A 24,981-nucleotide genomic window follows, 5' to 3' on the forward strand; every position below is an offset into this window, starting at 1 on the left:
TCAGGCGCCTGCCGGCACGACGTCCTGCGGCCAAACACCTTTTGACGCCTGCACCTGTTCGAGCAGTTCGATATAGCGCGAGCCGACATAGTCCCAGCCGTAGTTGAGAGCCGTCTCATGGGCGCCGTTGCGCAATGCCGCATGCAGGTCGGGATCGGCAAAAGCAGCCGCGATCTTGTTGGCGATGTCCTCGCCATTCATCGCGATCTGATAACCGTTCACGCCATCGACCAGATAATCCTCGATGCCGCCGACAGGCGTCGCGAAAACCGGAGTCGAGCAGGCCAAGGCTTCCATGCAGACCAGCGAGAACGTCTCATAGGCGGTCGGCAGCACGAAAGCATCGGCCGCGGAATAGAGCGCGGGCATGTCGCTGCGCGATCCGGCAAAGACCAAGCGGTTCGCGGATGTGGTTGCCAGTTTACGATAGGGAGCCGGATTGTCGGAGCCCACGGCCAGCATCCAGACATTCGGCCCGAGGCGTTCAAGCGCGTCGATGGCGTGCGCGAGGCCCTTGCGACGGAATTCGTGGCCGGCAAACACCAGCAATTTGGCATCCAGCGGAATGTTAAATTCGCGGCGGATTGCGATGCCAGCCTCGATGTCGCGCTTGAAGCGCGTGAGGTCGATGCCGTTCGGGATCACGCGGATACGCGACGCCGGCACCCTGTAGATCGTCTGCAACTCCGTCGCGACGCGCGGCGAGACGGCGACATACATGCGGTAACGCAGCCCGCCGATCATCCAGCGATCGCGCAAGCTCACCCACAGATGCATCGGATTGAGCAACCATTTCCAGTCGCCGGCACTGCGCTTTTCGGCGAGGCTTTGCGCATTGACCGCATGCACCACGAGGACGTCGCCGCCCAGGCTGTCGCCATGGCTGACGACAACGGCCTTGTCGTGATGCTGGGCCGCGCGCGTGGCCAGCATCGTGAAGATCGGCACCACGAGAAACCGGCCGGCATAGCGCAGTACGCCACGCGTCTTGACGCGTGATAGCCAGGCACCGACACGCTCGATATGCGTGCCCGTCGTGGCGCGTTCGCCGACGGCACTGGCGAGAACTGTATTTGCGATCTTGGCGCGGCTGAATGCACTGGCGAGTTCGCTCGCAACACTCTCGACGCCGCCGACCGAGCTCAATTCCTGGACGATTTGCACGATCTCGATGGTCATGGCGCAGCGCTCGTAGAGAGGTGAATGGATCAGTCTTGAAATGTGCAGGTGGATCGCAATCCCGATCCATCCTGTTACTGGCAGGCTTTCACCTGCGACACAATGTCCGATTCCAAAACTGTCCGTGATCACAAAGCCGGGAAACATCGCGACACATCATGCAGGTACGGCTGTGCGGATATGCTGGCGATATGTATCGAATTGAACGACGTGGTCTTAAAAGGACACACGCGAGACTCGCGTTGGCCAGTCGCGACAAGGCGTTACGGTATCAGAGCGTGACGGCCGTATAGGCCTTGCTGATGATGTCCGCCGTCCGTCGAACCTTCTCGCGCAGCTTGATCTGCCCGGCCTTGGGCGTCCGAAATGCCGGTGCGACGAACGAGACGGTCGCGACAACGCCGCTGCCGTCACGGATGCCGGCAGCGACGGCATAGACATGCGGTGTGATCTCCGCATGCGATTCCGACCAGCCTTCGTCGCGGATTGTCGCCAGCTCGCGCATCAGCGTCCTGCGATGCATGCCGAAGCCGGGATCGCGCGCAACGACGTCATCGAGCAATTGCTCGATCTCGGCTGCAGGTTGATGCGCCAGCAGGAGCTTGGGGCCCGCACCACGATGCATGGGAAGTGCAGTACCTACTTCGAATGTGAGGCGAATGCGCGAGAGCGACTCGGACCGCTCGATACAGATGGCGCGATCGCCTGAGCGGCGCAGAAGAATGACGGTTTCACCGGCGTCCTGCGCCAGCCTTTTCATATGCGGACGCGCGATCGATGCCAGATCCGTTCCCGCCCGCGCGGCCTGTGCGAGGCCGATGACGCGTGGCGCCAGCACGAACGAACCGCGGCCGTCTTCATCGATAAGCTCGGCTTCGCGAAGAATGCCGATATAGCGATAGGTGGACGAGAGCGGCACGCCGATCTGCTCGGACAGGCTTTCGGCAGAATGCCGCGGGCGGTCTGTCGAGAAGGCGAGCAGTGCGCGCAGGATCTTGCGTGAACTGCCATCTGCAGGCTGCGGGCGGTTCGCCTCGTCGCGCGGGGCGCGTCTCTTGATGGCCAATGCGCTCTCCATTCGCTACAGGTTGCCGATGGAAAAGGCAGCTCACGTTCATCATTTGCGCACTAACAAACCTTGCCGTGCCGTGTAGTTCTTATAACATAAGAGAGTGTTCTCATCAATTGAGAAGTAGCAAGCAGCGCCATGAAGCTTCCTTCGTTGGACTATACTTGCCCTGCTACACTGAGCGAAGCGATCGCAACGCTCGCTGCCCATGATGGCGCGGCGAAAGTGATCGCCGGCGGCCAAAGCCTGATGCCGATGCTGGCCTTTCGATTGGCCGCGCCGAAGCTGCTGGTCGATATCGGCAGATTGCCTGATCTCAACCGGATCGATATTTCCGACGACGGTATCGATCTTGGTGCGCTGGTGACCTGGCGCATGATCGAGCGTGATACGCGCCTCGCGCGGGCTCATCCGCTATTGGCTGCTGCCATCGCGCATGTCGCACATTATCAGATCCGCAATCGGGGTACGGTTGGTGGCAGCCTCGCGCACGCCGATCCCGCAGCGGAAATGCCGGGAATCGCAGTGACATGCGATGCGGAGCTGACGATTGTCGGGACGAACGGAACGCGCATCGTGCCGGCGTCGGCTTTCTTTCTCGGCAATCTGGAAACGGTGCTGGACCCGGATGAGCTGATCGTCAGCCTTCGCCTGCCGCCATGGCGGCGCGAGCGACGCTGGGGCTTTGCCGAGTTCGCCCGGCGCCGCGGCGATTTCGCCATGGCTGGCGTCGCCGCCTATTATGATGTCGATCCGCAAGGCAACATCTCCGATGCCCATGTCGGCGTCATCGGTGTCGCCGATCGTGCCGTCCGGCTGACCGATGTCGAGAAGGCGCTGAACGGCCAGCGATCCGGCGTCGAATTGATCCGACAGGTCGCAGAACTCGCGCGCGGCGCAGTCGATCCACCCGATGATATCCACGCGGAAGGCGCCTATCGCCGCGAACTCGTTGGCGTCCTGCTCGAGCGCGTGCTCGCAAGCGCGGCTGACATCGCCATGCCGGAGGCCGCATGACAGCGGTGCCGGTTCATCTTCGCGTCAATGGATCATCTGCGACGATCACGGTCGAGCCGCGCATGACGCTGGCCGATGCGCTTCGTGAGGAACTCCGTCTCACCGGCACCCATCTCGGTTGCGAGCATGGGGTCTGCGGTGCCTGCACGGTGATCGTGGATGGTTCGGCCGTGCGCGCTTGCCTGATGCTGGGCATGCAGGCGGAAGGGCGCGAGGTGATAACCGTGGAAGGGCTCGGCGATGTCGCGCATCTCGGCCCATTGCAGCGCGCATTCCGAAAGCACCATGCCCTGCAATGCGGCTTCTGCACCGCCGGCATTCTTACGACAGCGCATGCGCTGCTCATGGAAGAGCCGAATGCGAATGAAGACCGGATTCGCGAAGTGATCTCCGGCAATCTGTGTCGTTGCACCGGCTATCTGCCGATCATCGCCGCCATCATCGAGGCGCGGGAAGCCTATCGCGAGATGCAACGCGAGGCAGCCCAATGACGGAGCCTGTTAAACCCCTGATCGGCAGTGCGGTCGAGCGCATGGAAGACGCGCGCTTTCTTGCGGGCGCCGGCACTTTCGCGGACGATCTCCACCGCGACGGCATGCTGCATGCCGTGATCCTGCGCAGCCCGATCGCCCATGCACGCATCGTCGCGATCGACGCATCGGCGGCTCTGGGAATGAAGGGCGTCCATGCCGTGATCACGGCTGCCGATATCGGCGCAGATATCCCGCTGATCCCGCTCCGTCTGGCGCCATTGCCCGCGTTCGAGCCGTTTCGACAGCCGGTCATCGCCATGGATAAAGTGCGCTATGTCGGCGAACCCATCGCGGTGATCGTCGCCGAAAGCCGTGCTCTGGCGGAAGATGCGCTTGAGGTGATCGACGTGCAGTTTGCAGCATTGTCGGCCGTGACCGGATATGCGTCCGGCACAGAAGCCCTGTTCGCCGGTTCGGACGACAATATTGCCGCACGCTATGATGCAGGATTCGGAGACGTTGAGGCAGCTTTCGCTGCCGCCGATTATGTCCGCACCGAGCGCTTCAGCGTGCAGCGGCATACGGCCCTGCCGATGGAAACGCGGGGGCTGCTGGCGGAATGGGATCAGGTTTCGCATCGTCTGGTCGTTACAGGCGCGACCAAGGTCACCTTTTACAACCGGCGCACATTGGCCGGCATGCTCGGCATGCGCGTCGAGGACATCGACCTGATCGAGATCGATGTCGGCGGCGGGTTCGGGGTGCGTGGCGAGTTCTATCCCGAAGACTTCCTGATCGCTTTCGTCGCGCGCAAGCTTGGATGCCCGGTCAAATGGATCGAGGATCGCCGCGAGCATCTGATGGCGATCAATCATTCGCGCGATGTCGCCTGCGAACTGTCGATCGCCTGCGACAAGAACGGCATGTTTCTCGGCCTGCGCGGCAAGGTGTTCAGCGACATGGGCGCCTATATCCGCACCAATGGTGGTGTGGTGCCGGCCAAGGCCGCGCAGTTTCTGCCCGGGCCCTATCGCATTCCGCATGTCGGCGTTGCCGTCGAAGCCTTTCTCACCAACAAGACGCCGGTCGGGACGTATCGCGGCCCCGGGCGCTTCGAAGCCAATTTCTTCCGCGAACGGTTGATCGACATGATCGCCGCCGATCTGGGCATGGATCCCGCCGACATCCGTCGCAAGAATCTTATCACCGAAGAAGAGCTGCCATATCCCATCGACGGGCTCGTGCCCTATGAGGGACCGACGGCCTACGACACCGGCGACTATCTCGCGGCCTTCCAGCGCGCGCTGGACGAGATCGGCTGGCAGGAGAAAAAGAGCCTGCAAGGTAGATTGATCGATGGCGTTCGTCACGGCATCGGGCTCGGCTGCTTCGTCGAAAGCGGTGGCGCCGGCCCCAAGGAAAATGCGCTGTTGACATTGCATGGCGACGGCGCATTGACCGTGGCCGTCGGCTCATCGGTCCTCGGGCAGGGGTTGGAGACCGTGCTTGGCCAGATCGCCGCCGATACATTGTCGATCCCGTTCGCGCGCATCCGCGTGCTGCATGGCTCGACGACACTGCTGCATGAAGGTTTTGGCACCTATCATTCGCGCGCGGTGGTGATGGGCGGCTCGGCCGTGCTCGATGCCGGCAAGAAACTGCGCGAGAAGATAATAGAACTTGCGGCGGAGCGTTTGGGGCGACCGAACAGCGAGTTGATCATCCGCGATGGCGAGGTGATCGCTGCCAATGGCGCGACTGTCTCGCTGGCATCGCTCGCGCGGGACGGCGATATCTCGGCCGACGGGACATTCTCCAACACCGTGCGCACCTATAGCTACGGCACGCATGCGGCGCATGTGACGGTTGATCCTCGAACCGGGGCGGTGCAGATCCTCGATTATGTGGCCGTGGAAGATGTCGGTCATGCCATCAATCCGGCGATCGTTCATGGACAGGCGATCGGCGCCATCGTGCAGGGGCTCGGCGGCGTGTTTCTCGACCATCTGATCTATGATGATGACGGGCAGTTGCTCAATGCGTCCCTGGCCGATTATCTGGTGCCGACGGCGAGCGACTATCCGGCTTTGCGGGCGATCACGCTCGAACTGCGCCCGTCGCCGAGCAACCCGCTCGGCGCCAAGGGCGCCGGTGAAGGCGGCATCGTGGCCGTGGCCGCGGCGACGGCGAATGCCGTTGCGGCAGCCCTCGCGCCGCTGAATGTGGAGATCCATCATCTGCCGCTGACGCCGCCGCGTCTGTGGCGTCTCGTCAAGAACGCGCGTGACCGCGCTGCCGCTGCATAGGAACAACCGGTGCCCATCGATATCCATGCCCATTATGTTCCGCCGCAGCTGTTGTCCGCCATCGAGGGGCGCGGCGCCATGTGCGGCGTCAGGCTGTTGCCTGCCGGCAATGGTCGCCCGCCGGCACTGGGGTTTGATTATGGCTTCAGGGTCCGGCCGTTCTTCCCGCAACTCGTCGAGCCGGTCGCCCAGCGTCGTGCCAGCCTCGATCGTCAGGGGCTTGACCGGCAAATGGTCGCAACCTGGCCTGATATCTATGGCTACGGTCTCGAATCCGGCGCCTGCGCCCAATGGCACCGCATGCTCAACGACACGCTGGCGGAATGGAGCCACGACAATAGCGATCGCTTCTCATTCGTCGCCTCGGTCCCGCTTGTCGATGCCGAGGACGCGGCTGTCGAACTGGAGCGCGCCACCGGCCTCGGTGCCGTGGCGGTGATGGCCCCTGCCAATATCGAAGGCGTCAATATCGGCGAGAAAGCTCTCGACCCGTTCTGGGCCAAGGCGGAAGCGCTCGGTCTTCCCGTGATCCTGCATCCGGTTCTGGTTGATCCGGCGCCGCGTGCGGCAAAATTCGCGCTGACGCAGATCGCGCAATACACATTCGATACCACGCTCGGCATCGGCTCGATCCTGCTGTCCGGCGTGCTCGATCGATTTCCGTCGCTTGCGCTGGTGCTAAGCCATGGCGGCGGAGCCTTCCCATATCTGCTCGGCCGCTTCGATGTGATGCATGAGCGGATGGACAAGGCAGCGCAGGGCGATGTCGCACAGCTGGCGCCGTCCGCCTATGCGGCCCGCATCGGCTATGACACGATCGTGCATGCGCCGAAGGCGTTGCGATTTCTGGCCGATACGGTTGGTATCGAGCGCGTGGCGCTCGGCACCGACGAGTCCTTTCCACCTGCGGATCGCGATCCGGTCGCGAGTGTAAAAGCCGCGGGTTTTTCGCCGGCCGATGTCGAACTGATTACTGAAATCAATCCAAGGCGCCTGTTTCCACGTCTTCCCTGAAACCGCGGCGTGTCGCCGTTCATTGCATGTCAGAGGATCGATCAATGCTGAAACATTTGCTCGTCGTCGCTGTCGTCGCACTCGGATCGCTTGGCAGTTCGCACGCCCAGACGATGAAGACCGTCAAGGTCGGCACCACCAATCTGTCGTCGGATATCGGCCTATTTCTCGCGGAGAAGCGGGGCTACTTCAAGGATGAGGGGCTCAAGGTCGAGCTGATCCCGTTCGATGCCGGGGCCAAGATGGTGGCGCCGCTGGGGGCTGGTGATCTCGATGCCGGCGCGGGCGCTGCATCCGCCGGGCTCTACAACGCCGTCAATCGCGGTTTGAAACTGAAAATGGTCGCCGACAAGGGCACCAACATTGCCGGCTATAGCTACAAGGCACTGATGGTGCGCAAGGACCTGATCGATTCCGGTGCGTTCAAGTCGCTGGCCGATCTGAAGGGAAAGAAGGTTGCCATCATTGCCAATGGCGCGGCTGATGAATCGGTGATCAATCAGGCGCTGAAGAAGGCCGGCTTGAAAGACGATGATATCGAGAAGGTGTTCCTGCCATTTCCGCAGCATCTGACCGCTTTCGCCAACAAGGCGATCGATGCCTCGATCTCCGCCGAGCCCGGCATCACCGCCATGGTGCGCAACGGCGCCGCCGTCCGTTTCGTCGGCCTCGACGATTTCTATCCGGTGCAGCAGACCGCGATGTTGCTCATCAACGGCAAATTTGCCGAGGATCGCAGGACGGTGACGGCTTTTCTCAAGGCCTATCTGCGCGGCGTCCGTGATTACGCGGCGACCTTGAAGGACGGCAAGATTGCCGGACCGGGTGCCGAGGCGATGATCAAGGACATCGCCGAAATGACAGGGATCAAGGACGTGTCCCTGCTGCATCAGATGGTGCCAGTCTTCATCGATCCCGACGGGCAGATCAATCGCGCGAGTGTCGAGACCGATCTCGCCTACTTCAAATCCCGTGGTCTGGTCGCCGGTGATATTTCGACCGAGGGCGTCATCGATCTCTCCTTCGTCAATGAATTGAAGCCGGTGCTGGGGCCATTCAAGGCGTCGAACTGAATGGCCTGAAGGGATTCCTGGCGATGCAAGCGATCACTCCGATGCCGTCATTGGATCAGTCCGCAGCACCCAAGATCAGTCTGCGGGACGTGTCCAAGCGCCATGGCGCGCAACTGGCATTGGACAAGATCACTCTGGATATTCCGTCCAGCACGTTCTTCGTCGTGGTCGGCCCGAGCGGTTGTGGCAAGACGACATTGCTGCGCATGCTGGCCGGTCTCGACGCGCCATCCGACGGTGAAATACGCATCGGCGATCCGCAGCCCGGGCACCCACAGAATGCGATGGTGTTCCAGGGCGACTCGCTGTTTCCCTGGATGACGGTGTGGGACAATGCTGCTTACGGCTTGAAGATGCGCCATGTCCCGTCCACGCGGATTGCCGAGGTGGTCGGGCATTTCCTGAACAAGACCGGGATGTATGGCGCGCGAAGCCTCTATCCGCATCAGCTTTCCGGCGGCATGCGGCAGCGCGTCTCGATCGCGCGCGCCTTTGCAAACGATCCCGACATTCTGCTGATGGACGAGCCGTTCTCGGCGCTCGATGAGCAGAACAAGGTGCTGCTGCATGAGGAGCTGCTGCGGATCTGGGAGGAGACCCGCAAGACCGTGGTGTTCATCACCCACAGCGTCGATGAAGCCGTGACGCTTGGCGATCGCATCATGGTGATGACGGCGGGGCCGGGGCGCATCAAGACGATTGTGCCCGTCGATTTGCCGCGTCCGCGCAATGTGGTCGAGCTTCGTCACACGCCCGCCTATGGCGAACTGGTCTACGACATCTGGGCGCAATTACGCGAGGAAGTCGATCGCGCGCGCAGCCGCGAGCCCGGAGGCCGTGCATGAGCGTCGCGGGATCGAAGCCATTCATGAACGATCGCGTCATCAGCATCCTGTCACCATTGATCCTGCTCGGGCTGTGGGAAATTTGCGCGCGCACGGGGATCGTCGATGTCCGGTTCTTCCCCGCACCGTCGAACGTCATCCGGCATCTGGTCGAGATGATCGTATCGGGCGATCTGTGGCGACATCTGGCGGCCAGCGTCTATCGTCTCGTCGTCGGCTTTTTTGTCGGCTGCATACCGGCGATCGTGATCGGTCTCGCCATCGGTCTCTATCGGCCGGTGCGCGCGGCATTCGATCCGTTGATCTCGGCCACCTATCCCATTCCGAAAAGCTCGCTGCTGCCGCTGATCCTGCTCATCTTCGGGCTCGGCGAAAGTTCGAAGATCGCCATGGTTGCGATTGGTGTCTTTTATCCGGTGGTGATCAATACGGCGGCCGGCGTGCGCCAGATCGCGCCGATCTTTCTCGATGTCGGGCACAATTTTGGCGCCAGTCGTTTCAACATGTTCCGCACTGTGGCGTTGCCCGGCGCGCTGCCGCTGATCATGACCGGCGTGAAGCTCGGCGCCGGCATGGGCCTGGTGCTGATCGCCATCGCCGAGATGGTGGGCGCCAAGAGCGGCCTCGGCTACATGATCTGGAATGCCTGGGAGCTGTTCGACGTCCAGACCATGTATGTCGGCCTGTTCGTCATCGCGATCATCGGCTTCCTGCTCAATGCGGGCTTCGACATGCTGGAGCGTGTGATCGTGCCGTGGCGCAAGGGCTGAGGCGGGCTAACAGCTCGCCGTCTGCCTGAGCGTATCGGCAACATGCAGGATCTGCTGACGGATATTGGTCGCCGCTGTCACTTCCCAGAACGCGCCGCGCGTCGCATGACCGATGGCATAGAGTCCGGGCTGAACAGTCCCCGAACCATCCTTGATCTGGCAGGTCGTATCGACATCCAGCCCGAGGCCGTTATTGCCAGTCCGGGCGATGCCAGTCGCAAGCAGGGATCTGACCAGCGGATTGTCGATGCGATCGTAACGTTCTTCGGGGCCGGTACAGTTCAGGATCCAGTCGGCCGTCATCTCCAACGATTGTCCGCCGCGACGACGAAGCTTCAGGTCATAGCCCGTCGGTGTTGCCTGTGCCTTGACGATCCGGCCAGCCAGCACGGTGAGACGTTGTTCGCTCTGCAACTGGTTCAGCAATGTTGCGACATCCGGCGCAAGCCGATGTCGGTGTACCAGCCAGATCGCGCGCAGATGGCGTGAGAAGCGCTCACGTTCATCCTGCGACGCATCTGTCCACAAGCGGGCGATCTGCAACCGGAACGTATCGACCGATGTCTGCCACGGAATGCCGGCCGCCATCTTGCGTCGCGCATCCGCGAGCAAACGTGCAAAGATGCCGCGCGTGGTTGGTTCGGGCCACGTTTCGAGAGGGGCAGGATCGGTCTGGCTCGGCGCATCGATGAGCGGCAGCAATCCGCGCCGCGAGATCATGGCGATGGGCTGCTGCAAGCCGCGACGATGCAGGTCGATCACCACATCGACGGCTGTCGCACCGGTGCCGATCACCAGCACGCGATCATTCATGCCGATCGGATCGAGCGCTCCTGGTGCCCAGACATCGGTGATCGAGCGCGATGACGGCGCAATACCAGGAAATGGCGACGGTGGCGGATTGCCGAGACAAAGAAAGACCAGATCGAATGTCTGGCGATCGCCGGCTGCATTCGTCAATTCATATGCAGATTGTTGGCGGCTGATATGCGTGATGACATCGGTCCGCATGGCGGCTCGGCCGCGCGCGACAACATCAGAGAGTTGCGCGGCGATGTAGTCGCCGTAAACCGAGCGCGACACGAACGAGTCTGAATAGTCGCGCCAGTCCGCCTGTTGGGTCGCGGTGAGCCAATCGACAAAGCCCTCCGCGTCCTCTGCACCGACGCCGCCCATTTTATAGGCGGGAACATTGATGCGGTGCCACGGCGACTTGGCGGAATAGGCAAGGCCGCGGCCAAATGCAGCGTCTCGATCGAAAATCGCGATGGATTCGATCCGCGGGATGGTTGCAAGTGCGATTGCTGCGAGTGAACCCGCAACGCCTCCACCGACAATGGCGACACGCCATCGCCCAGCATTCGGTATCAATGCGTTGTTGTGTTGTAAAAGAATGATCGGCTCTTTAGTGGCGTCAAGGGAGCCGATTTATTCCACGTGGCGCTATCCCTGCACAAGCCCCCCACACGACAGCTATCCGGATCGCGTGAGGGATGATGTGCTCAACTTCAATGCAGGGATTGCTCGGCAGCCCGCAAGACGTCAATCGGGCTCCAGGGTTTGGCCATAAAGAGGGTGCCGTCGGGGAGCCTGCGAACACGCGGTGCCCCGGACGTGACCACGACTTGCAGATTCGGATAACGCTGCTTGGCGAGATAAGCGAGTTCGATGCCGTCCATCATGCCCGCGAGTTCGACGTCGGTGAAGACCATCGAGACATTGTCGCCTGATTCTTCGAGAACGAGCACGGCAGCCTCCGCGCTCTCGCATTCGATGACGTCCATCTCGCTTTCTTCGAGCAGCAGGCTGACGAGCGTGCGTTGCGCCTCGTCGTTCTCGACCACCAATGCAGTTGACCGGTGTGCATATCCCATGGGGAACCTCCGTGGTTGTTGCGACAGGAGGGCAATGCGCCAATTCATCTGGAGTTCATCAATAAGGCAGGGTTCCCGCAAGCAATATTGCTGGCATGTTTGCAGCGGGATGGCCGATATGCGCGTGGTTCAATCCGCGATCCGGATCTCTGATGCCGTGATCGCCTGCATCGATTGCGGCAGCAGATAGGGTGTTCCGTTGTCAGACTGAGCAACGGCAACATCGATATGGAACACGCGCCGCAATACGTCACTCGTGATCGTTTCGCTCGGCGTGCCTTCTGCGGCAATAGCACCATCGCACATGACGATGATGCGATCGGCGAAGCGGATGGCGAGATTGAGATCGTGCAACACGGCAATAACTGCCGTGCCGTTACGCGCGCGTTGTTTGGATGTCTCCACCAATGCGATCTGGTGACGGAGGTCGAGGCTCGATGTCGGCTCATCCAGCATCAGCACGCCGGGGCCGCGCGCGGCCTCACCGCACGCGAGCTGCACGAGGATACGGGCAAAATGCGCGCGCTGCTGTTCGCCGCCGGACAGTGTCGGCAATTCGCGATGCCGGAATGCATCGAGACCGACTTCGGCGATCGCGTCGTCGATCAGTTTTTGCGTCGCTGCAAGCGGACGATTGCCGCGCCCCATGCGAACGACTTCCTCGACCGTGAAGGGGAAGCTGACCGTGATGTGCTGCGACAGCATCGCGCGTTGCAGAGCGAGATCTGAAGGCGACCACGCGTCGATGTTGCGTCCGTTCAGCGCGACCGTGCCGCGCGACGGGCGCAGGTCGGCGGACAGCAACCGCAGCAAGGTTGATTTGCCAGCACCATTCGGGCCGACGATCGCGACCATTTCGCCGCTGCGGAGCGACAGATCGACATGCCGGAGCAATGTCGCTTGCCCGAGCGACAGCGAAACGCCGGATGCTGTGAGCAGCGCCGTCACAGCCCCACCAATCCGCGCTGGCGCAGCAGGATGAGCAGGAAGATTGGAGCACCAACTGCCGCGGTGAGAATGCCGATCGGCATTTCAGCGGGGGCCACGATGGTGCGGGCGAGCGTATCGGCGCCGACCAGCAGGCTGGCGCCGAGCACGATCGATGAGGGGAGTAGGAGGCGATGGCCGGGGCCAATCATCAGCCGCAACAGATGCGGCACGACGATGCCGACGAAGCCGACCACGCCGCAGACGGAGACCGCGACCCCGGTCATGGCGGAGATGATGACGATGCAGGTGCGCTTGAGGCGTTCGACATCGATACCTGAGTGAAATGCTTCAGATTCGCCGAGGATCAGCACATCGAGGCCACGATGGATGAAGACCATCCCGATCAGCCCGATGGCGAATACCGGCACGATGGTTGCCGCCTTGCTCCAGGTGGCGCCGCTGAGCGAGCCGAGCAGCCAGAAGGTGATGTCGCGCAACTGGCGGTCGTCGGCGATGAAGACGAGCAGGCCGATGCCCGCATTGGCGATGGCCGCAATCGCGAGGCCGGCGAGCAGGAAGATCGCGATCGATGTGCGGCCGCTGCGCGTGGCGATCCGATAGAGGATGATGGTGGTGAGCAGCGAGCCAAGAAAGGCTGCAAGCGGCAGCAGGACCGGCTGCATGAACTGCAGATGGACGGCATAGCGGCTATCGCTGATCACGATGGCGCTGGCTGCGGCAAAGGCGCCGCCGCTGGAGACGCCGACCAGCGCCGGATCTGCAAGCGGATTACGAAACAGCCCCTGCATGATGGCGCCGGCCGCGCCAAGGATGCCGCCGATCATGGCCGTCACGGCAATACGCGGCAGGCGGATCGACCACAGGATCAATTGATCGCGGGCATGAAACGCATCGCCGGCACCGGGCGCTGTGAGCCCAAGTGCGGCCGGCAGGCGCGCAACGGGAATGCCGGCTGCGCCGATCGTGGTGGCAACAACGGTGGTGAGCAACAGGAAGGCAACGAGACCGCTGACGATGAGCAGGGCAGACGGCCGTCGCACATGTCCCTTGGCCCGGACAAAGGCGCTCGGCTTGATCTCGGCGAGGCTCATGTCACTGGCGGCAATTGGCGGTCGGCGCGGCCGGCTGGAATGCGGCGGCGTCTTTCGACAGCGCCGGATCGATCTTGAGCGCCAGATCGCGCGCTGCGGCGGCAGTACGCGGGCCGAAGCCGAGAAGATAGAGACCATCCATGGCGGCAAAGCTCTTGCTCTTCGCCGCCGGAGTCAATGCAAAACCGGGACTGGCGAAGATCGCATCCGCCTGAACCGCGTCCCGGCTGCGCTCCATGGAGAGGATATGATCGGGCCGGGCGGCAGCGATCGCCTCGTCGCTCATCACCTTGTAGCCATCGAAACCGTCAGCGACATTGACGGCGCCTGCCAGCTTGATGATCTCGTGAGCGGCCGTCTTCTGTCCGGCCACCATGGCGCGGCCATCGACAAAGGACATCACGAACATCACACGCGGCGGTGTCGTCACCTTGGCGCGCAGATTGCGCAGCGAAGCAAGATCGGCCTCGACGGATCTGGCGAGGCATTCGCCACGTGCCTCCAGCCCGGTGACCTTCGCCACCATCCGGATTTTCTCGATTATGCCGGCTTCGGAATGGGCATCAGGCACGAGGATCAGCGGAATTTTGGCGGCATCGATGACGTCGATGGTTTCTTTCGGTCCGGAGCCGGCAATCGCCAGCACCAGCTGCGGGTTAAGGCCGAGCACGCCTTCCGCCGAAAGTTGCCGCATATAGCCGACATTGGGTTTGTCAGCCGTCGCCTGTGGCGGATAGAGGCTGGTGGTGTCGATGGCGACGATCCGGTCCTGGGCGCCAAGTGCGTAGAGGATCTCGGTGACGGCCCCGCCGATCGAGACGATGCGGGTCGGGTGTCCGATGGTGACATCGCGGCCGCGGGCGTCGCGAATGACGACATCTTCAGCCGCCGCTGCAGCCGATAGAGCCAGGCAGCCGCTCAGCGCTGCGCATTGCAGCATGCGCGTGAGGAGGCCACGGCGCGGGCGCAGTGAGGCGGTCATTTGGTTAGGATCAACTTGTTCTGGAATGTCAGGCGCAGCCGATAGGTGTCCTCGCCATGCGTGATCAGCAATTCGCGCTGGTCGGCAAAGAGCTCTTTGCTGTCCATGCGGTCGCCATTCACGAAGATGCTGCGCTGCGCTTCAGCTTTGATGCCAGCGGCATTGCGGCCGTCGTGAGAACCCGTGTCCATCGTGTCAATCTGCCCGGTCGATGAAAGTCGTCAGGCAGTTATAGGTTTCGACGCCCGGCATCGCCAAGCGTTGCAGTCTATAATCAATGTAAACAGCCGGGCGATCGGTTGACCGTTTCGTAACAGACCCTTAATCGAAAGTGGCGGTTTGGTGGCGGGGGCCACCGACTCATATGCGTTCGCGAGCCAGCAAGCCTGCCTTTTGTGCAGCGTCAGCCAGCCAAGATCATCGTCTTTTTTACTTGGGGAAGTTTTCATGGCTCTCGCGGGCAGGACGAAGTGCGCCTTATTGCTGGGCGTGTCGGTCGTGGTTTTGGGGACGTTCAGCGCGCAGGTCGCATTTGCGCAGACGGCCGAGACCGTGCAGCCGGCGAAGCCAAAGCCGAAGAAGAAGCGAGTGGCCGCGCCGCAGGCCGTTTTCCCGGAGCCCGTGCGCAATGCCAATGCCCAGGTCGGGCGCCAGACCACGCAATCCCTCGATGAAATCACGGTGACGGCATCGAAGACGCAGGAGCGCGCGATCGACGCGCTGGCTCCGGTCAGCGTTGTCACGCTGCAGCAGATCCAGGGGCGTCAGGCCTCGACCGTCGGCGATCTCATTTACAACATGCCCGGTGTCTGGCTGCAGGATCGCGGCGATGAGCCGTCGACCTCGATCAATATCCGCGGTCTGCAGGATTTTGGCCGCGTCGCGGTCGTCGTTGATGGTGCCCGTCAGAATTATCAACGCACCGGCCACTTCGCCAACGGCTCGTTCTATCTCAACCCAGAATTGATTGGCGGCATCGACATCACACGCGGCCCGACTGCAAATATCTACGGATCCGGCGCCATCGGTGGTGTCGCGTCGTTCCGTACAAAGGATATTCAGGACGTCTTGCGTCCTGGCGAGGTCTGGGGCGTTGACGTCAACACGGTGTTCGGCAGCAATACTGCGCGCTCGATGAATTCGGCTTTCGGTGGTGTGCGCATCAACCCGAATGTCGACTTCTTCGCCGGCGGCACCTATTCGACCCAGGAAAACTATCGCGACGGCAGCGGCGTCGAGGTCTCGAACACCTGGAATAGGCTGTCGAGCGGTCTCGCCAAACTGACCATTCGTCCCGCTGACGGGCACGAGGTCAAGCTCGGTACCGTCATCCAGCAAGACATCTACAATGTCGGCCAGCCGGCACGTCGCGCCGGTCTGCCTAATTCGGCAGGCGGTGCCATTGGCACCGGTACGTCTGTCTTCGCTACCAATGTGAAGAACTATATGACCACCCTGGGGTGGACCTATTCGCAGCCGGACGACAAGCTGTTCGACTGGGATGCCAAGGTCTACTGGAACCGCACTGAAAACAACCAGGTGAAGGTCTCGCATAACGGCACGACTGCGCTTGGAAATTGCGTCGGTGTCGGCCTCGGAAATAACATCACGGGCTGTGTCGGCGACCAGCGTGGATACGAAATCGATACGTTCGGCTTCGACGTGCACAATACGTCTCGCTTCGAGTTCGGCGACTGGCGACATGCATTGACCTATGGCGCGGACGGCTTCCGCGACGAGGTCAAGACTTCCGACTCGCACGGCAATTCCAATATTACGACCCCAGGTGGCGAACGGACCGTCACCGGTGGCTTCGTGCAGTGGAAGGCCAATTACACCTCGCTGCTGGAGGTCGTGGGTGCGCTTCGCTACGATAACTACACGCTCTCGTCGGTGTTGGGCAGCACGAGCGGCGATCGTCTCTCGCCAAAGATCACGGTGGGCCTGCTCCCAACAGGCGTCATCACGCCTTATGTAAGCTATGCTGAAGGGTACCGCGCGCCGTCCATCACGGAATCGCTAATCTCCGGCGCGCATGTGGCAACCAGCACCGGCGCCGGTGACTTCAATCGCTGCGCCGACGGCACCCGCGGTTACTTCTGCTTCATTCCGAATACGGCGCTGCGTCCCGAAGTCGGCAAGAACAAGGAGTTCGGTCTTAATATCAAAAAGGATAGCCTGTTTGTCGCCGGCGACACGTTCCGCGGCAAGGTCAATGTCTTCCGCAACGACATCGAGGATTACATCAATCCGACGCTGTTTACGGGGGCACCCTTCAACAGCTTCCCGCCGGTCCCTGGTTTGTTCCCGACCACCTACTATCAATATCAGAATATCCCCAATGCCCGCATCCAGGGCGTGGAAGTCGAGACCATGTACGACGCCAGCGCGTACTTCGTCGGCGTGTCGGCCAGCTTCCAGGAAGGCAAGAACACGCAGACGAATGTCGGTCTTCTGACTATTCCGTCGCAGAAGGTGACGACGACGGCTGGCGTGCGCCTGTTCGAGAACACCGTGACGCTCTCCATGATGTGGACATCGGTGAAGGCGAATACCGACCTTCCGGCGGGCAGCATCGCGGCAACATCGTATGACCTCGTCAATCTGTATGTTGCCGCCAAGCCGACGCCGAATTTGACGGTGACGGGATCGATCGAGAACCTGCTCAATTCCTACTATCGTCCCTATGCCGTTCCTGGTCCCGATCTCGGCTCCGGCCTCGCGCAGAACGACGTGCTGTGGGCCAGCGCCGGTGCAGGCATCGTGTTCAAGGGCGGTCTGAAGTACCACTTCGGTGGCTGAAGATCAGGGATGATCACGGCTGCTGCGGCCTGATCAAAACCTCCGAAGCCGCGTCGATGTCCCGACGCGGCTTCTTCCATGTTTGATCAGCATCACAAAACGGCTAGTAGTCTTGGGTTAGACAAGCCGATCATCAGGAGAAAACCCATGTTCATCGCCATGAACCGCTTTCAGGTCAAAACCGGCTCGGAGTCTGCCTTCGAGAACATCTGGGCATCGCGTGAATCCTATCTCAGCGAATTGCCGGGTTTTGTCGAATTCCATCTGCTGAAGGGGCCGGTGGCCGAGGATCACACGCTGTATTCCTCGCACACGGTCTGGGCGGCCAAGGCGGATTTCGAGAACTGGACCAAGTCCGAGCAGTTCCGCAAGGCGCATGCGCGCGCCGACAACAAGTCGGAAGGTGCGAGCCTGTATCTTGGCCATCCGAAGTTCGAGGGCTTCGAGGTGATCCAGACCGAGAAGAACAGCAAAGCAGCCTGATCGCGCTGCGCCTCACGATCGATCACGGAGTTCCTCATGTCGAATGCCGATGTCGCCGCTCTCAAGGCTCATATGGCGGAGAATCCCGGCGCCGTGATCGAAACCGTCGCGCGCGAGCGTGGCGTCACGCCGCGTGTGGTCATCGAGGCGTTGCCGCCGGAGATGGTGAAGATTGGCGGCGGTGCGGATGCGTTCGTCAGCGCGATGCAGGACATCGCCGAATGGGGCGAGGTGACGCTGATCGTCCATACCGACGACGGCATCTTCGAAACCACGGCGCCGCTGTCGCCCGGCAGCCTCGGCCACGGTTACTATAATCTCACCGAGCCGAAGGGCCTGCACGGCCATCTGCGCCATGAACGCTGCGGCGGCGTCGCCTTTGTCGAGCGGCCGTTCATGGGCAAGTCCTCGGCTTTCGTCGCCTTCCTGAATGTGGACGGGGGCGTGATGTTCAAGGTCTTTGTCGGGCGTGATGAGACACGGGCGCTGAAGGCTGACCAACTCGCGCGGTTTCATGCATTGGCGGCGAAGATCGCAGCCTGAATCAATCGTCGAGCTCCTTCATCCGCGCCATCAGCATCTCGGCCACGAGCCGGGTCGAAGGCGAGGCGATCCGTGCCGCGAGCTGGACGAGGGTGACCTGGGTCGCCTCCAGCCGCTTGTCGCGCAGCGGGACTGCGATCAGGTGGCCCGCATTGATCGATCCCATGGCGGAAACCATTGGCAGAAAGGTCGCCAGATCGGTTCGTGCCGTGATGGTCTGGGTAAAGGCCAGCGAATTGGTCTCGCTGCACATGTCCAATTGAATGCCCGCCTGTGCGCAGGATTTGTCGAGCTCCTGACGAATGCCGAATGACGTGTCGGGCAGGATCACGCGCAGGCCTGCGAGATCCTTCATGCGCAATGACGGCTGACCTGCCAGCGGATGCCTGGGCGAGACGATCAGGCAGACCGGCTGCCGCATGCGGCCGAGTTCGTTGAGGTCGCGCCGGTTGGCGCGACCAAAGATCAGGCCGAGATCGACGTCGTTCTGCCCGACCAGCTCCACCACATCGCGAGAGCCGACAGCTGTGACGGACAGCGCGATGCCGGGATAGCGTTGCGATAGATCGGTGAAGACACCCGGCAGGAAGTCCGACAGCATGCCCTCAACCGTTGCAATCTTCACCTGGCCGCGACGCAGCGATGCGAATTCCTCGACCTGGCTGCGCAGGCCCTCCAGCTGGCTGCGGTTCTCTATTGCATAGCGATAGAGCACATGGCCGGCATCGGTCAGGTTCATGCCGCGTGCGCCGCGCTCGAACAGTTTGACGGCCAGTTCTTCCTCGAGCCCCTGCACCTGTCGGCTGATGGCGGACGGAGCAATCCGCAGCGCTGCGGCGGCCTGTTTGATCGAGCCGCATTCGGTAACCACGCGAAAATAGCGGATGGCAGTGGATTCGATCATCAGGCGGCCCTCTCGCGGCGTGCCCGCTGCGGCGGCAGGGACTGGCTAGGGTTCTGATTTTCAGATCGGCTGCGTCGAAATTCAATGCTTTTATTCGATATCTAAATTTGACAGTCTTTCCGTCAGGTCAAAGTCACCGTCCCTGATGGAGAACGTGAATGTTTCGCCTCCGGTCTGCCTTCCCGACACGCATTTCAGCCTCTCTCGCGCTGGCGGTGGCCGGCTTCGCCGCGGCGACCACGGTCGCCTCGGCCCAGGATGTCATCCGCTTCGGCGCGCCGCTGCCGATCACCGGACCGCTCGCGCCGGAAGCGGTGAAGCAGCAGCAGGGCTACGATCTCTGGGCCGAGCAGGCCAACAAGGCGGGCGGCATCAATGTCGGCGGCAAGAAATACAAGGTCGAGATCGTCTATTCCGACTACCAGTCGAACACGCCGCGCTCGGTGCAGACCACCGAACAGATGATCACCCAGGAGAAGGTGAACTTCATGTTCGGCCCGTTCGGTTCGGGCGCTGCAAAAGCTGCGAGCACGATCGCCGAGAAATACAAGATGCCGATGCTGGCCGCGACGGCGTCGTCGGTGCAGGTCTATGACCAGAACTACAAATATCTGTTCGGCACCTTCACCCCGAATGACACGCTGACCACGCCGCTGACCAAGCTGGTCAAGGCGAAAGCTGCTGACGTCAAGAAGGTTGCGATCCTCGCACGCAACGATCTGTTCCCGCTCGCCATCGCGCAGGAGATGGAGAAGTCGGCCAAGGAGAACGGGCTCGAAGTCGTCTATTTCGAGAAATACGCCATCAACACGCTCGATCACTCGGCGACGCTCTCGCAGATCAAGTCGCTGGCGCCGCAGTGGATCTTTGTCACCGGCTATACCAATGATCTTCTGCTCGTTCGCAAGCAGATGGCCGACCAGCAGATCAAGGCTGGCGTCGTGACCATGATCGCCGGCCCGGCCTATCAGGAGTTCATCGATTCCGCAGGCCCGACTGCCGAGAATATCTCGAGCGCTTCCTGGTGGCATCCGGCCGAAAAATATGACGGCAAGGATATCTTCGGCTCCACCGCGAATTTCGTGAAACTGTTCAAGGACAAGTACAAGGCCGAGCCGGACTATGCCCATGCATCGGCAGCGGTCTGTGGCGCGCTGTTCCAGATGGCCATCGAAAAGGCCGGCTCGCTGGATCGCGACAAGGTGCGTGATGAACTTGCCAAGATGGATGTCGTGACCTTCTGGGGTCCGGTCAAGTTCGGTGCCAACGGCCAGATCAACTCGCTCGAACCGCCGGTCTTCCAGATCCAGGGTGGCAAGCCGATCGTGCTGTTTCCTGAAGCGATCAAGCAGGGCGACTTCAAGCTCGGCGTGAATTGATGTCGTCATTGCGAGCGCAGCGAAGCAATCCAGTTCTTTCTTCACTTGGCTCTGGATTGCTTCGTCGCTTCGCGCCTCGCAATGACGACGGATGTTTCTGAGACGTTTCGGAGAGACATACTGACATGCTGGCCATCCAGGTTCTCATCAACGCACTCGTGCTCGGGTGCCTCTATGCCTGTATCGCCATCGGCTTCTCGCTGGTCTGGGGCGTTCTCAACGTCATCAACCTGATCCACGGCTCATTCATCGTGCTCGGCGCTTATCTGGCCTGGGGCGCGTATAATTCGCTCGGGCTGTCGCCGTGGTATTCGCTGCTCATCGCAGCGCCAGCCTTCTTCATCTTCGGCTATGTGCTGCAGCGGTTGCTGCTCAATCGCGTCATCACCGCACCGGTCCTGGTGACGCTGACGCTGACCTTCGGGCTCGATCTGATCCTGAACAATGCGATGATCTATTACTTCAAGGCGGATTACCGGAAGCTCATCCTTAGCCCGCCGACCGGCTCGATCTCGATCCTCGATGTCGTGGTGCCAATTGATCGCCTGATCGCGACCGGCGCTGCGCTGTTCCTGACATTCCTTTTGTATCTGTTGCTGCGACGTTCAAAGGTCGGCCGCGCTATCGTGGCCGTCCGCCTCGATCGCGATGCCGCCGTGCTGATGGGCGTCGATGTCAAATCCATCTATGCCGTCGCCTTCGGTCTCGGCGCGGCGCTTGCCGGCTGCGCTGGTGTGCTGATGGCGCTGATTTTCCCGATCTCGCCGCTCACCTCATCGGCCTATCTCGGCAAGGCTTTCGTGGTCTGCGTTCTCGGTGGTCTTGGCAGCGTCTCCGGTGCGTTGGCCGGCGGCATTCTGCTGGCCCTGGTCGAAGGCATCGGTTCGGTCTATCTCGGTCCTGCCCATGCGGTGACCCTGTCTTTCGTTCTGTTGATCGTGTTCCTCATCGTCAGGCCGCAGGGCCTGCTTGGCCGGAAGGGCTTTGAATGACCCGGTCTCACATCGCCCTGTTCGGTTTTCTCGCCTGCGTCGCGGCGCTGCCGCTGTTCGGAGAGGCCTATGCGCTCAGGCTCGGCACCATCGCCTGCATGTATGCGGTGTTCGCGCTGTCCTGGAACATCGTCGGCGGCTTCGCCGGTTATCCGTCATTCGCAACGGCCGCCTTCTTTGGGCTTGGCGCCTACACGACCGGGATCCTCATGAACAAGGGCGCGCCCTTGCTCGTATCGGTCGGCGTGTCGCTGGTGTTCTGCCTGCTGCTGGCAGCTGCGTTCGGCGCCGTGCTGCTGCGCTTGCGCGGGCACTACTTTGCGATCGCCTCACTGTCGCTCGTCGAAGTGTTCCGCGAACTCGTCAACAATGCGACCGATCTCACCGGCGGCGGCATGGGGCTCAACATCCCGCTGATGTCGGGGTCGAGCGTGATGTCGGATGCGACATTCTTCTTCTACGCCATGTGGGGCCTGCTGCTGATCACGGCGATCACCGTCACCATCGTGGCGACCTCGAAGCTCGGCTTCGGGCTTAACTGCATCCGCCAGAACGAGACCGCGGCCACGATGGTCGGTCTCAATGCGACGCTCTACAAGGCGATTGCCTTCGGTCTCTCGGCTTGTTTCGTCGGCGCCGCCGGCGGGCTTTATGCCGCCTGGGTGCATTACATCGATCCGTCCGATGTGTTCGACATCCTCTATTCGGTAAAGCCGATCGTGATGGCGCTGATGGGCGGGCTTGGCTCGCCGCTCGGTGTGGTGTTCGGCGCCTTCCTTTATCTCGGCCTCGAAGAGGTGGTCTGGCGCAACTATATCCAGATCCATTCCGGCGTGCTCGGCGTGCTGATCATCCTGCTGCTGCTGTTCCTGCCGCATGGTCTGGTGTCGTTGCGGATCGAAAAAATCCGGCAGGCGCTGTTCGGACGAAAGGCCAGCCATGTCTGAGCCCGCGCACGAAATCCTGCATCTTAGCAATGTCTCCCGCCATTTCAGTGGCCTGAAGGCGCTCAGCGACGTCTCGCTGTCGGTCAACAAGGGCGAGGTCGTCGGCCTGATCGGCCCGAATGGCGCCGGCAAGACCACGCTGGTCAACACGATCTGCGGTGTGACGCCTGCGTCGTCCGGTGTCGTGACGTTCGACGGCAAGGACATCACACGCATCAAGACCTACCAGTCCGCGCGCATGGGCCTGTCGCGCACGTTCCAGATCGTGCAGCCCTTCGCCGAATATTCGGCGCTCGACAATGTCGCGGCGGCTGCCTTGTTCTCGCAGCCCGGCGAAAGCCTGAAGTCGGCGCGTGAAGCCGCGCGCACGCATCTCTCATTCGTCGGCCTCGATGCGCAGGCGGACCAGCCGGCGGCAACGCTAACGCTCGCCATGCGCAAGCGGCTGGAACTCGCCAAGGCGCTGGCGATGAAGCCAAAGCTGCTGTTCCTCGACGAGGTCAATGCTGGCCTCAACAGCGCCGAAGTCGAGCGCGCCACCAAGCTCATCCATCAGCTCGCGGCCGACGGCATCACCATCGTGATGATCGAGCATCTGATGAAAGTGGTGCTGAATGTCTGCACGCGCATCGCGGTGCTGCATAACGGCCGGCTGATCGCCGACGGCGCGCCGCGCGACATCATCAAGGATCCCGCTGTCGTCGATGCCTATCTCGGCCAGCAATATGCACAACGGAATGCCGCCCGTGGCTGATCATCCGATGCTCGAACTCAAAGAGGTCTGCGCCGGATACGGCGAGATTCAGGTGCTGTGGGGCATCGACATGGTGGTGCGCTCCGGCGAGATCACCGCGCTGATCGGCTCCAACGGTGCCGGCAAGACCACGCTGATGCGCGCGCTGTCCGGCCTGATCAATCGGCAATCGGGCAGCTACGTCTCCGAAGGCGTCGATCTCTCGAACGCATCGGCCGCAGCAATCCTCGCCCATGGCATCGTCCACGTGCCCGAAGGCCGCCGCCTGTTCGGCGCCATGAGCATCGAGGATAATCTCCTGATGGGCGCCTATTCGCGCAAGGCGAGTAGCGTCGAACTCAAGCGCGACATCGATCGCGTCTACACGACATTTCCCAAGCTGCGCGAGCGTCGCAACCAGGCGGCCGCGACACTCTCGGGGGGCGAGCAACAGATGTGTGCCATCGGCCGCGGCCTGATGAGCGCGCCGCGCCTCTTGATGATCGATGAACTCTCGCTTGGTCTGTCGCCATTGCTGGTCGAGCAGCTCGTGGCAGCACTGCGCCAGTTGAATTCCGAGGGCATGTCCATCCTGCTGGTCGAGCAGGACGTCACCACCGCGCTCGATCTCTGCCATCACGCCTACATCATGGACATGGGCCGCATCGTGCGGGCCGGGCAGGGCGCCGAGCTTCTCGCCGATCCCATCATCCGCGACGCCTATCTCGGCGTTCTCGAAGACTGACCACCGTTTCATCCGAAAGAGGCCATCATGACCGCAACTGTCGAAGCTCCCAATAGCGGCTACCGCTACATGCCCGGCGTATTCCAGTATTCCTGCGGCGTCGGCGCGCTGCCGGGCTTCACGCTGGAGCGCGTCCGCTTCTCGAAAGTGGTGCCGCTGAAGGAGGGCTTTGCGAAGATCGCCGAGATCATCAAGGCCGCAGGCCGGCCGCTGACCTCCTTTGCAGCCTGCGAACTCCGCTCGCCCGCGCCCTTCACCGAGCAGGGGTTTATCGATTTCAACGAGATCTACATCAAGACGCTCGAAGACTGGGGCATCATGAAGGACCGCGTGAATCCGATCGCGCGCAGCAATGTCTGTCCGAAGATCGATCCGCCGTCGGCGCCGGGCTTCTACGCCTTCTCCTTCACGACCGTGGCACCGGATGCGCCGCCGTCCTTCGTCATCGCCGGCAGCGGCGAGGCGACCGAAGGCAAGGGCAATTATCGCGACCACACGGTGCGGTTCGGCGACACCAGCCCGTCCGGCATGCTGGAAAAGGCGAAGTTCGTGCTGAACGAGATGGAACGCCGGATGAGCGCCTTCTCCGGCGACTGGAGCCAGACCACGGGCGCCCAGCTTTATACGGTGCAGGACGTGTACCCGATCCTCGAAAGCGAGCTCGGCCGCCGCGGCGTGTTCCGCCACGGCCTGACCTGGCATTTCAACCGGCCGCCGATCGAAGGGCTGGAATATGAAATGGACTGCCGCTGCGTTCATAACGAACGCGTGGTCGAGGTCTGACGATCGTCTTTCCGGATGACCTTGTG

General features: G+C 61.7%; 25 protein-coding genes. 16 read left to right on the forward strand and 9 right to left on the reverse strand.

Annotated features, from left to right (window positions below):
• Both AC1RQ5_RS07940 and AC1RQ5_RS07945 read right to left on the reverse strand, forming a co-directional pair.
• Complete coding sequence (locus AC1RQ5_RS07940; protein ID WP_398480183.1) at window positions 1-1,179, reverse strand: glycosyltransferase family 4 protein; 1,179 nt, start codon at window positions 1,177-1,179, stop codon at window positions 1-3.
• 271 nt (window positions 1,180-1,450) lie between these two features.
• Complete coding sequence (locus AC1RQ5_RS07945; protein WP_493198093.1) at window positions 1,451-2,245, reverse strand: IclR family transcriptional regulator; 795 nt, start codon at window positions 2,243-2,245, stop codon at window positions 1,451-1,453.
• Between the two features lie 141 nt (window positions 2,246-2,386).
• Between AC1RQ5_RS07945 and AC1RQ5_RS07950 the strand changes: the two genes are divergently transcribed.
• From AC1RQ5_RS07950 to AC1RQ5_RS07980, 7 genes are read left to right on the forward strand one after another with little or no spacing between them, the layout of a single operon-like run.
• Window positions 2,387-3,265, forward strand: a complete 879-nt coding sequence (locus AC1RQ5_RS07950; protein WP_493198095.1) for an FAD binding domain-containing protein — start codon at window positions 2,387-2,389, stop codon at window positions 3,263-3,265.
• A complete protein-coding gene (locus AC1RQ5_RS07955; RefSeq protein WP_493198097.1) occupies window positions 3,262-3,756 on the forward strand; it encodes a (2Fe-2S)-binding protein in 495 nt (164 codons plus the stop codon). The genes AC1RQ5_RS07950 and AC1RQ5_RS07955 overlap by 4 nt, the downstream gene beginning before the upstream one ends.
• The gene (locus tag AC1RQ5_RS07960; protein ID WP_493198098.1) at window positions 3,753-6,044 is read left to right on the forward strand and encodes a xanthine dehydrogenase family protein molybdopterin-binding subunit; all 2,292 of its coding nucleotides are present in this window, start codon (window positions 3,753-3,755) and stop codon (window positions 6,042-6,044) included. The genes AC1RQ5_RS07955 and AC1RQ5_RS07960 overlap by 4 nt, the downstream gene beginning before the upstream one ends.
• A 9-nt stretch (window positions 6,045-6,053) precedes the next feature.
• Window positions 6,054-7,058, forward strand: a complete 1,005-nt coding sequence (locus tag AC1RQ5_RS07965) for an amidohydrolase family protein (RefSeq protein WP_493198099.1) — start codon at window positions 6,054-6,056, stop codon at window positions 7,056-7,058.
• Window positions 7,059-7,102: 44 nt separating this feature from the next.
• On the forward strand, window positions 7,103-8,131 hold the full coding sequence (locus AC1RQ5_RS07970; protein ID WP_493198101.1) for an ABC transporter substrate-binding protein: 1,029 nt from the start codon (window positions 7,103-7,105) through the stop codon (window positions 8,129-8,131).
• Window positions 8,132-8,154: 23 nt separating this feature from the next.
• Entirely contained in the window at window positions 8,155-8,976 is an 822-nt protein-coding gene (locus AC1RQ5_RS07975) for an ABC transporter ATP-binding protein (protein ID WP_493198103.1), read from the forward strand.
• Window positions 8,973-9,746, forward strand: a complete 774-nt coding sequence (locus tag AC1RQ5_RS07980; protein WP_493198104.1) for an ABC transporter permease — start codon at window positions 8,973-8,975, stop codon at window positions 9,744-9,746. The genes AC1RQ5_RS07975 and AC1RQ5_RS07980 overlap by 4 nt, the downstream gene beginning before the upstream one ends.
• Window positions 9,747-9,752: 6 nt before the next feature.
• Here AC1RQ5_RS07980 and AC1RQ5_RS07985 read toward each other — a convergent pair whose 3' ends face one another.
• The 6 genes from AC1RQ5_RS07985 to hemP form a co-directional block, all read right to left on the reverse strand.
• Window positions 9,753-11,117, reverse strand: a complete 1,365-nt coding sequence (locus tag AC1RQ5_RS07985) for an FAD/NAD(P)-binding protein (protein ID WP_493198106.1) — start codon at window positions 11,115-11,117, stop codon at window positions 9,753-9,755.
• Between the two features lie 137 nt (window positions 11,118-11,254).
• Window positions 11,255-11,620: a response regulator gene (locus AC1RQ5_RS07990; RefSeq protein WP_398480235.1), complete on the reverse strand. Its 366-nt coding sequence runs from the start codon at window positions 11,618-11,620 to the stop codon at window positions 11,255-11,257.
• A gap of 129 nt (window positions 11,621-11,749) precedes the next feature.
• Window positions 11,750-12,568, reverse strand: a complete 819-nt coding sequence (locus AC1RQ5_RS07995) for a heme ABC transporter ATP-binding protein (RefSeq protein WP_493198107.1) — start codon at window positions 12,566-12,568, stop codon at window positions 11,750-11,752.
• Window positions 12,565-13,662 carry a FecCD family ABC transporter permease gene (locus tag AC1RQ5_RS08000; protein ID WP_493198109.1) on the reverse strand — a complete coding sequence of 366 codons (1,098 nt, stop codon included), beginning with the start codon at window positions 13,660-13,662 and terminating at the stop codon, window positions 12,565-12,567. Before AC1RQ5_RS08000 ends, AC1RQ5_RS07995 begins: the two co-directional genes overlap by 4 nt.
• A gap of 1 nt (window position 13,663) precedes the next feature.
• On the reverse strand, window positions 13,664-14,644 hold the full coding sequence (locus AC1RQ5_RS08005; protein ID WP_493198111.1) for a heme/hemin ABC transporter substrate-binding protein: 981 nt from the start codon (window positions 14,642-14,644) through the stop codon (window positions 13,664-13,666).
• Complete coding sequence (gene hemP, locus AC1RQ5_RS08010; RefSeq protein ID WP_398480209.1) at window positions 14,641-14,835, reverse strand: hemin uptake protein HemP; 195 nt, start codon at window positions 14,833-14,835, stop codon at window positions 14,641-14,643. The genes AC1RQ5_RS08005 and hemP overlap by 4 nt, the downstream gene beginning before the upstream one ends.
• Before the next feature lie 256 nt (window positions 14,836-15,091).
• Here hemP and AC1RQ5_RS08015 point away from each other — a divergent pair, with 256 nt between their 5' ends.
• The 3 genes from AC1RQ5_RS08015 to hutX all read left to right on the forward strand — a co-directional run bounded on the left by AC1RQ5_RS08015 (window position 15,092) and on the right by hutX (window position 18,472).
• On the forward strand, window positions 15,092-17,446 hold the full coding sequence (locus tag AC1RQ5_RS08015) for a TonB-dependent hemoglobin/transferrin/lactoferrin family receptor (RefSeq protein ID WP_398480211.1): 2,355 nt from the start codon (window positions 15,092-15,094) through the stop codon (window positions 17,444-17,446).
• 147 nt (window positions 17,447-17,593) lie between these two features.
• On the forward strand, window positions 17,594-17,929 hold the full coding sequence (hmuQ, locus tag AC1RQ5_RS08020; RefSeq protein ID WP_398480213.1) for a heme-degrading protein HmuQ: 336 nt from the start codon (window positions 17,594-17,596) through the stop codon (window positions 17,927-17,929).
• 36 nt (window positions 17,930-17,965) lie between these two features.
• Window positions 17,966-18,472 (forward strand): heme utilization cystosolic carrier protein HutX, encoded by a 507-nt coding sequence (gene hutX, locus AC1RQ5_RS08025; RefSeq protein WP_493198114.1) that lies wholly within the window; start codon window positions 17,966-17,968, stop codon window positions 18,470-18,472.
• A gap of 1 nt (window position 18,473) precedes the next feature.
• Here the strand turns inward: hutX and AC1RQ5_RS08030 are convergent, their stop codons facing one another.
• The gene (locus tag AC1RQ5_RS08030; protein ID WP_493198116.1) at window positions 18,474-19,376 is read right to left on the reverse strand and encodes a LysR family transcriptional regulator; all 903 of its coding nucleotides are present in this window, start codon (window positions 19,374-19,376) and stop codon (window positions 18,474-18,476) included.
• A 158-nt stretch (window positions 19,377-19,534) separates the two neighbouring features.
• Here AC1RQ5_RS08030 and AC1RQ5_RS08035 point away from each other — a divergent pair, with 158 nt between their 5' ends.
• From AC1RQ5_RS08035 to cnbZ, 6 genes are all read left to right on the forward strand, one after another.
• Complete coding sequence (locus AC1RQ5_RS08035) at window positions 19,535-20,755, forward strand: amino acid ABC transporter substrate-binding protein (protein WP_398480220.1); 1,221 nt, start codon at window positions 19,535-19,537, stop codon at window positions 20,753-20,755.
• 125 nt (window positions 20,756-20,880) lie between these two features.
• Window positions 20,881-21,747 carry a branched-chain amino acid ABC transporter permease gene (locus AC1RQ5_RS08040; protein WP_398480222.1) on the forward strand — a complete coding sequence of 289 codons (867 nt, stop codon included), beginning with the start codon at window positions 20,881-20,883 and terminating at the stop codon, window positions 21,745-21,747.
• Window positions 21,744-22,694, forward strand: coding sequence for a branched-chain amino acid ABC transporter permease (locus AC1RQ5_RS08045; RefSeq protein WP_493198118.1), 951 nt, complete (start codon window positions 21,744-21,746; stop codon window positions 22,692-22,694). Before AC1RQ5_RS08040 ends, AC1RQ5_RS08045 begins: the two co-directional genes overlap by 4 nt.
• Window positions 22,687-23,448, forward strand: coding sequence for an ABC transporter ATP-binding protein (locus tag AC1RQ5_RS08050; protein WP_493198120.1), 762 nt, complete (start codon window positions 22,687-22,689; stop codon window positions 23,446-23,448). The genes AC1RQ5_RS08045 and AC1RQ5_RS08050 overlap by 8 nt, the downstream gene beginning before the upstream one ends.
• Before the next feature lie 7 nt (window positions 23,449-23,455).
• Window positions 23,456-24,172: an ABC transporter ATP-binding protein gene (locus AC1RQ5_RS08055; RefSeq protein ID WP_398480237.1), complete on the forward strand. Its 717-nt coding sequence runs from the start codon at window positions 23,456-23,458 to the stop codon at window positions 24,170-24,172.
• 27 nt (window positions 24,173-24,199) lie between these two features.
• A complete protein-coding gene (gene cnbZ, locus AC1RQ5_RS08060; protein ID WP_398480229.1) occupies window positions 24,200-24,955 on the forward strand; it encodes a 2-amino-5-chloromuconate deaminase CnbZ in 756 nt (251 codons plus the stop codon).
• Window positions 24,956-24,981 lie beyond the last annotated feature (26 nt).

The sequence above is a fragment of the Tardiphaga sp. GW821-FHT12E02 genome (assembly GCF_058807155.1).

Excerpts from the sequence above, each read along its gene's own strand:
- AC1RQ5_RS07940 (WP_398480183.1), bottom strand. The coding sequence starts at position 1,179 with ATGACCATCGAGATCGTGCAAATCGTCCAGGAATTGAGCTCGGTCGGC.
- AC1RQ5_RS07950 (WP_493198095.1), top strand. The coding sequence starts at position 2,387 with ATGAAGCTTCCTTCGTTGGACTATACTTGCCCTGCTACACTGAGCGAA.
- AC1RQ5_RS07955 (WP_493198097.1), top strand. The coding sequence starts at position 3,262 with ATGACAGCGGTGCCGGTTCATCTTCGCGTCAATGGATCATCTGCGACG.
- AC1RQ5_RS07960 (WP_493198098.1), top strand. The coding sequence starts at position 3,753 with ATGACGGAGCCTGTTAAACCCCTGATCGGCAGTGCGGTCGAGCGCATG.
- AC1RQ5_RS07970 (WP_493198101.1), top strand. The coding sequence starts at position 7,103 with ATGCTGAAACATTTGCTCGTCGTCGCTGTCGTCGCACTCGGATCGCTT.
- AC1RQ5_RS07975 (WP_493198103.1), top strand. The coding sequence starts at position 8,155 with ATGCAAGCGATCACTCCGATGCCGTCATTGGATCAGTCCGCAGCACCC.
- AC1RQ5_RS07980 (WP_493198104.1), top strand. The coding sequence starts at position 8,973 with ATGAGCGTCGCGGGATCGAAGCCATTCATGAACGATCGCGTCATCAGC.
- AC1RQ5_RS07990 (WP_398480235.1), bottom strand. The coding sequence starts at position 11,620 with ATGGGATATGCACACCGGTCAACTGCATTGGTGGTCGAGAACGACGAG.
- AC1RQ5_RS08000 (WP_493198109.1), bottom strand. The coding sequence starts at position 13,662 with ATGAGCCTCGCCGAGATCAAGCCGAGCGCCTTTGTCCGGGCCAAGGGA.
- AC1RQ5_RS08005 (WP_493198111.1), bottom strand. The coding sequence starts at position 14,644 with ATGACCGCCTCACTGCGCCCGCGCCGTGGCCTCCTCACGCGCATGCTG.
- hemP (WP_398480209.1), bottom strand. The coding sequence starts at position 14,835 with ATGGACACGGGTTCTCACGACGGCCGCAATGCCGCTGGCATCAAAGCT.
- AC1RQ5_RS08015 (WP_398480211.1), top strand. The coding sequence starts at position 15,092 with ATGGCTCTCGCGGGCAGGACGAAGTGCGCCTTATTGCTGGGCGTGTCG.
- hmuQ (WP_398480213.1), top strand. The coding sequence starts at position 17,594 with ATGTTCATCGCCATGAACCGCTTTCAGGTCAAAACCGGCTCGGAGTCT.
- hutX (WP_493198114.1), top strand. The coding sequence starts at position 17,966 with ATGTCGAATGCCGATGTCGCCGCTCTCAAGGCTCATATGGCGGAGAAT.
- AC1RQ5_RS08030 (WP_493198116.1), bottom strand. The coding sequence starts at position 19,376 with ATGATCGAATCCACTGCCATCCGCTATTTTCGCGTGGTTACCGAATGC.
- AC1RQ5_RS08035 (WP_398480220.1), top strand. The coding sequence starts at position 19,535 with ATGTTTCGCCTCCGGTCTGCCTTCCCGACACGCATTTCAGCCTCTCTC.
- AC1RQ5_RS08040 (WP_398480222.1), top strand. The coding sequence starts at position 20,881 with ATGCTGGCCATCCAGGTTCTCATCAACGCACTCGTGCTCGGGTGCCTC.
- AC1RQ5_RS08045 (WP_493198118.1), top strand. The coding sequence starts at position 21,744 with ATGACCCGGTCTCACATCGCCCTGTTCGGTTTTCTCGCCTGCGTCGCG.
- AC1RQ5_RS08050 (WP_493198120.1), top strand. The coding sequence starts at position 22,687 with ATGTCTGAGCCCGCGCACGAAATCCTGCATCTTAGCAATGTCTCCCGC.
- AC1RQ5_RS08055 (WP_398480237.1), top strand. The coding sequence starts at position 23,456 with ATGCTCGAACTCAAAGAGGTCTGCGCCGGATACGGCGAGATTCAGGTG.
- cnbZ (WP_398480229.1), top strand. The coding sequence starts at position 24,200 with ATGACCGCAACTGTCGAAGCTCCCAATAGCGGCTACCGCTACATGCCC.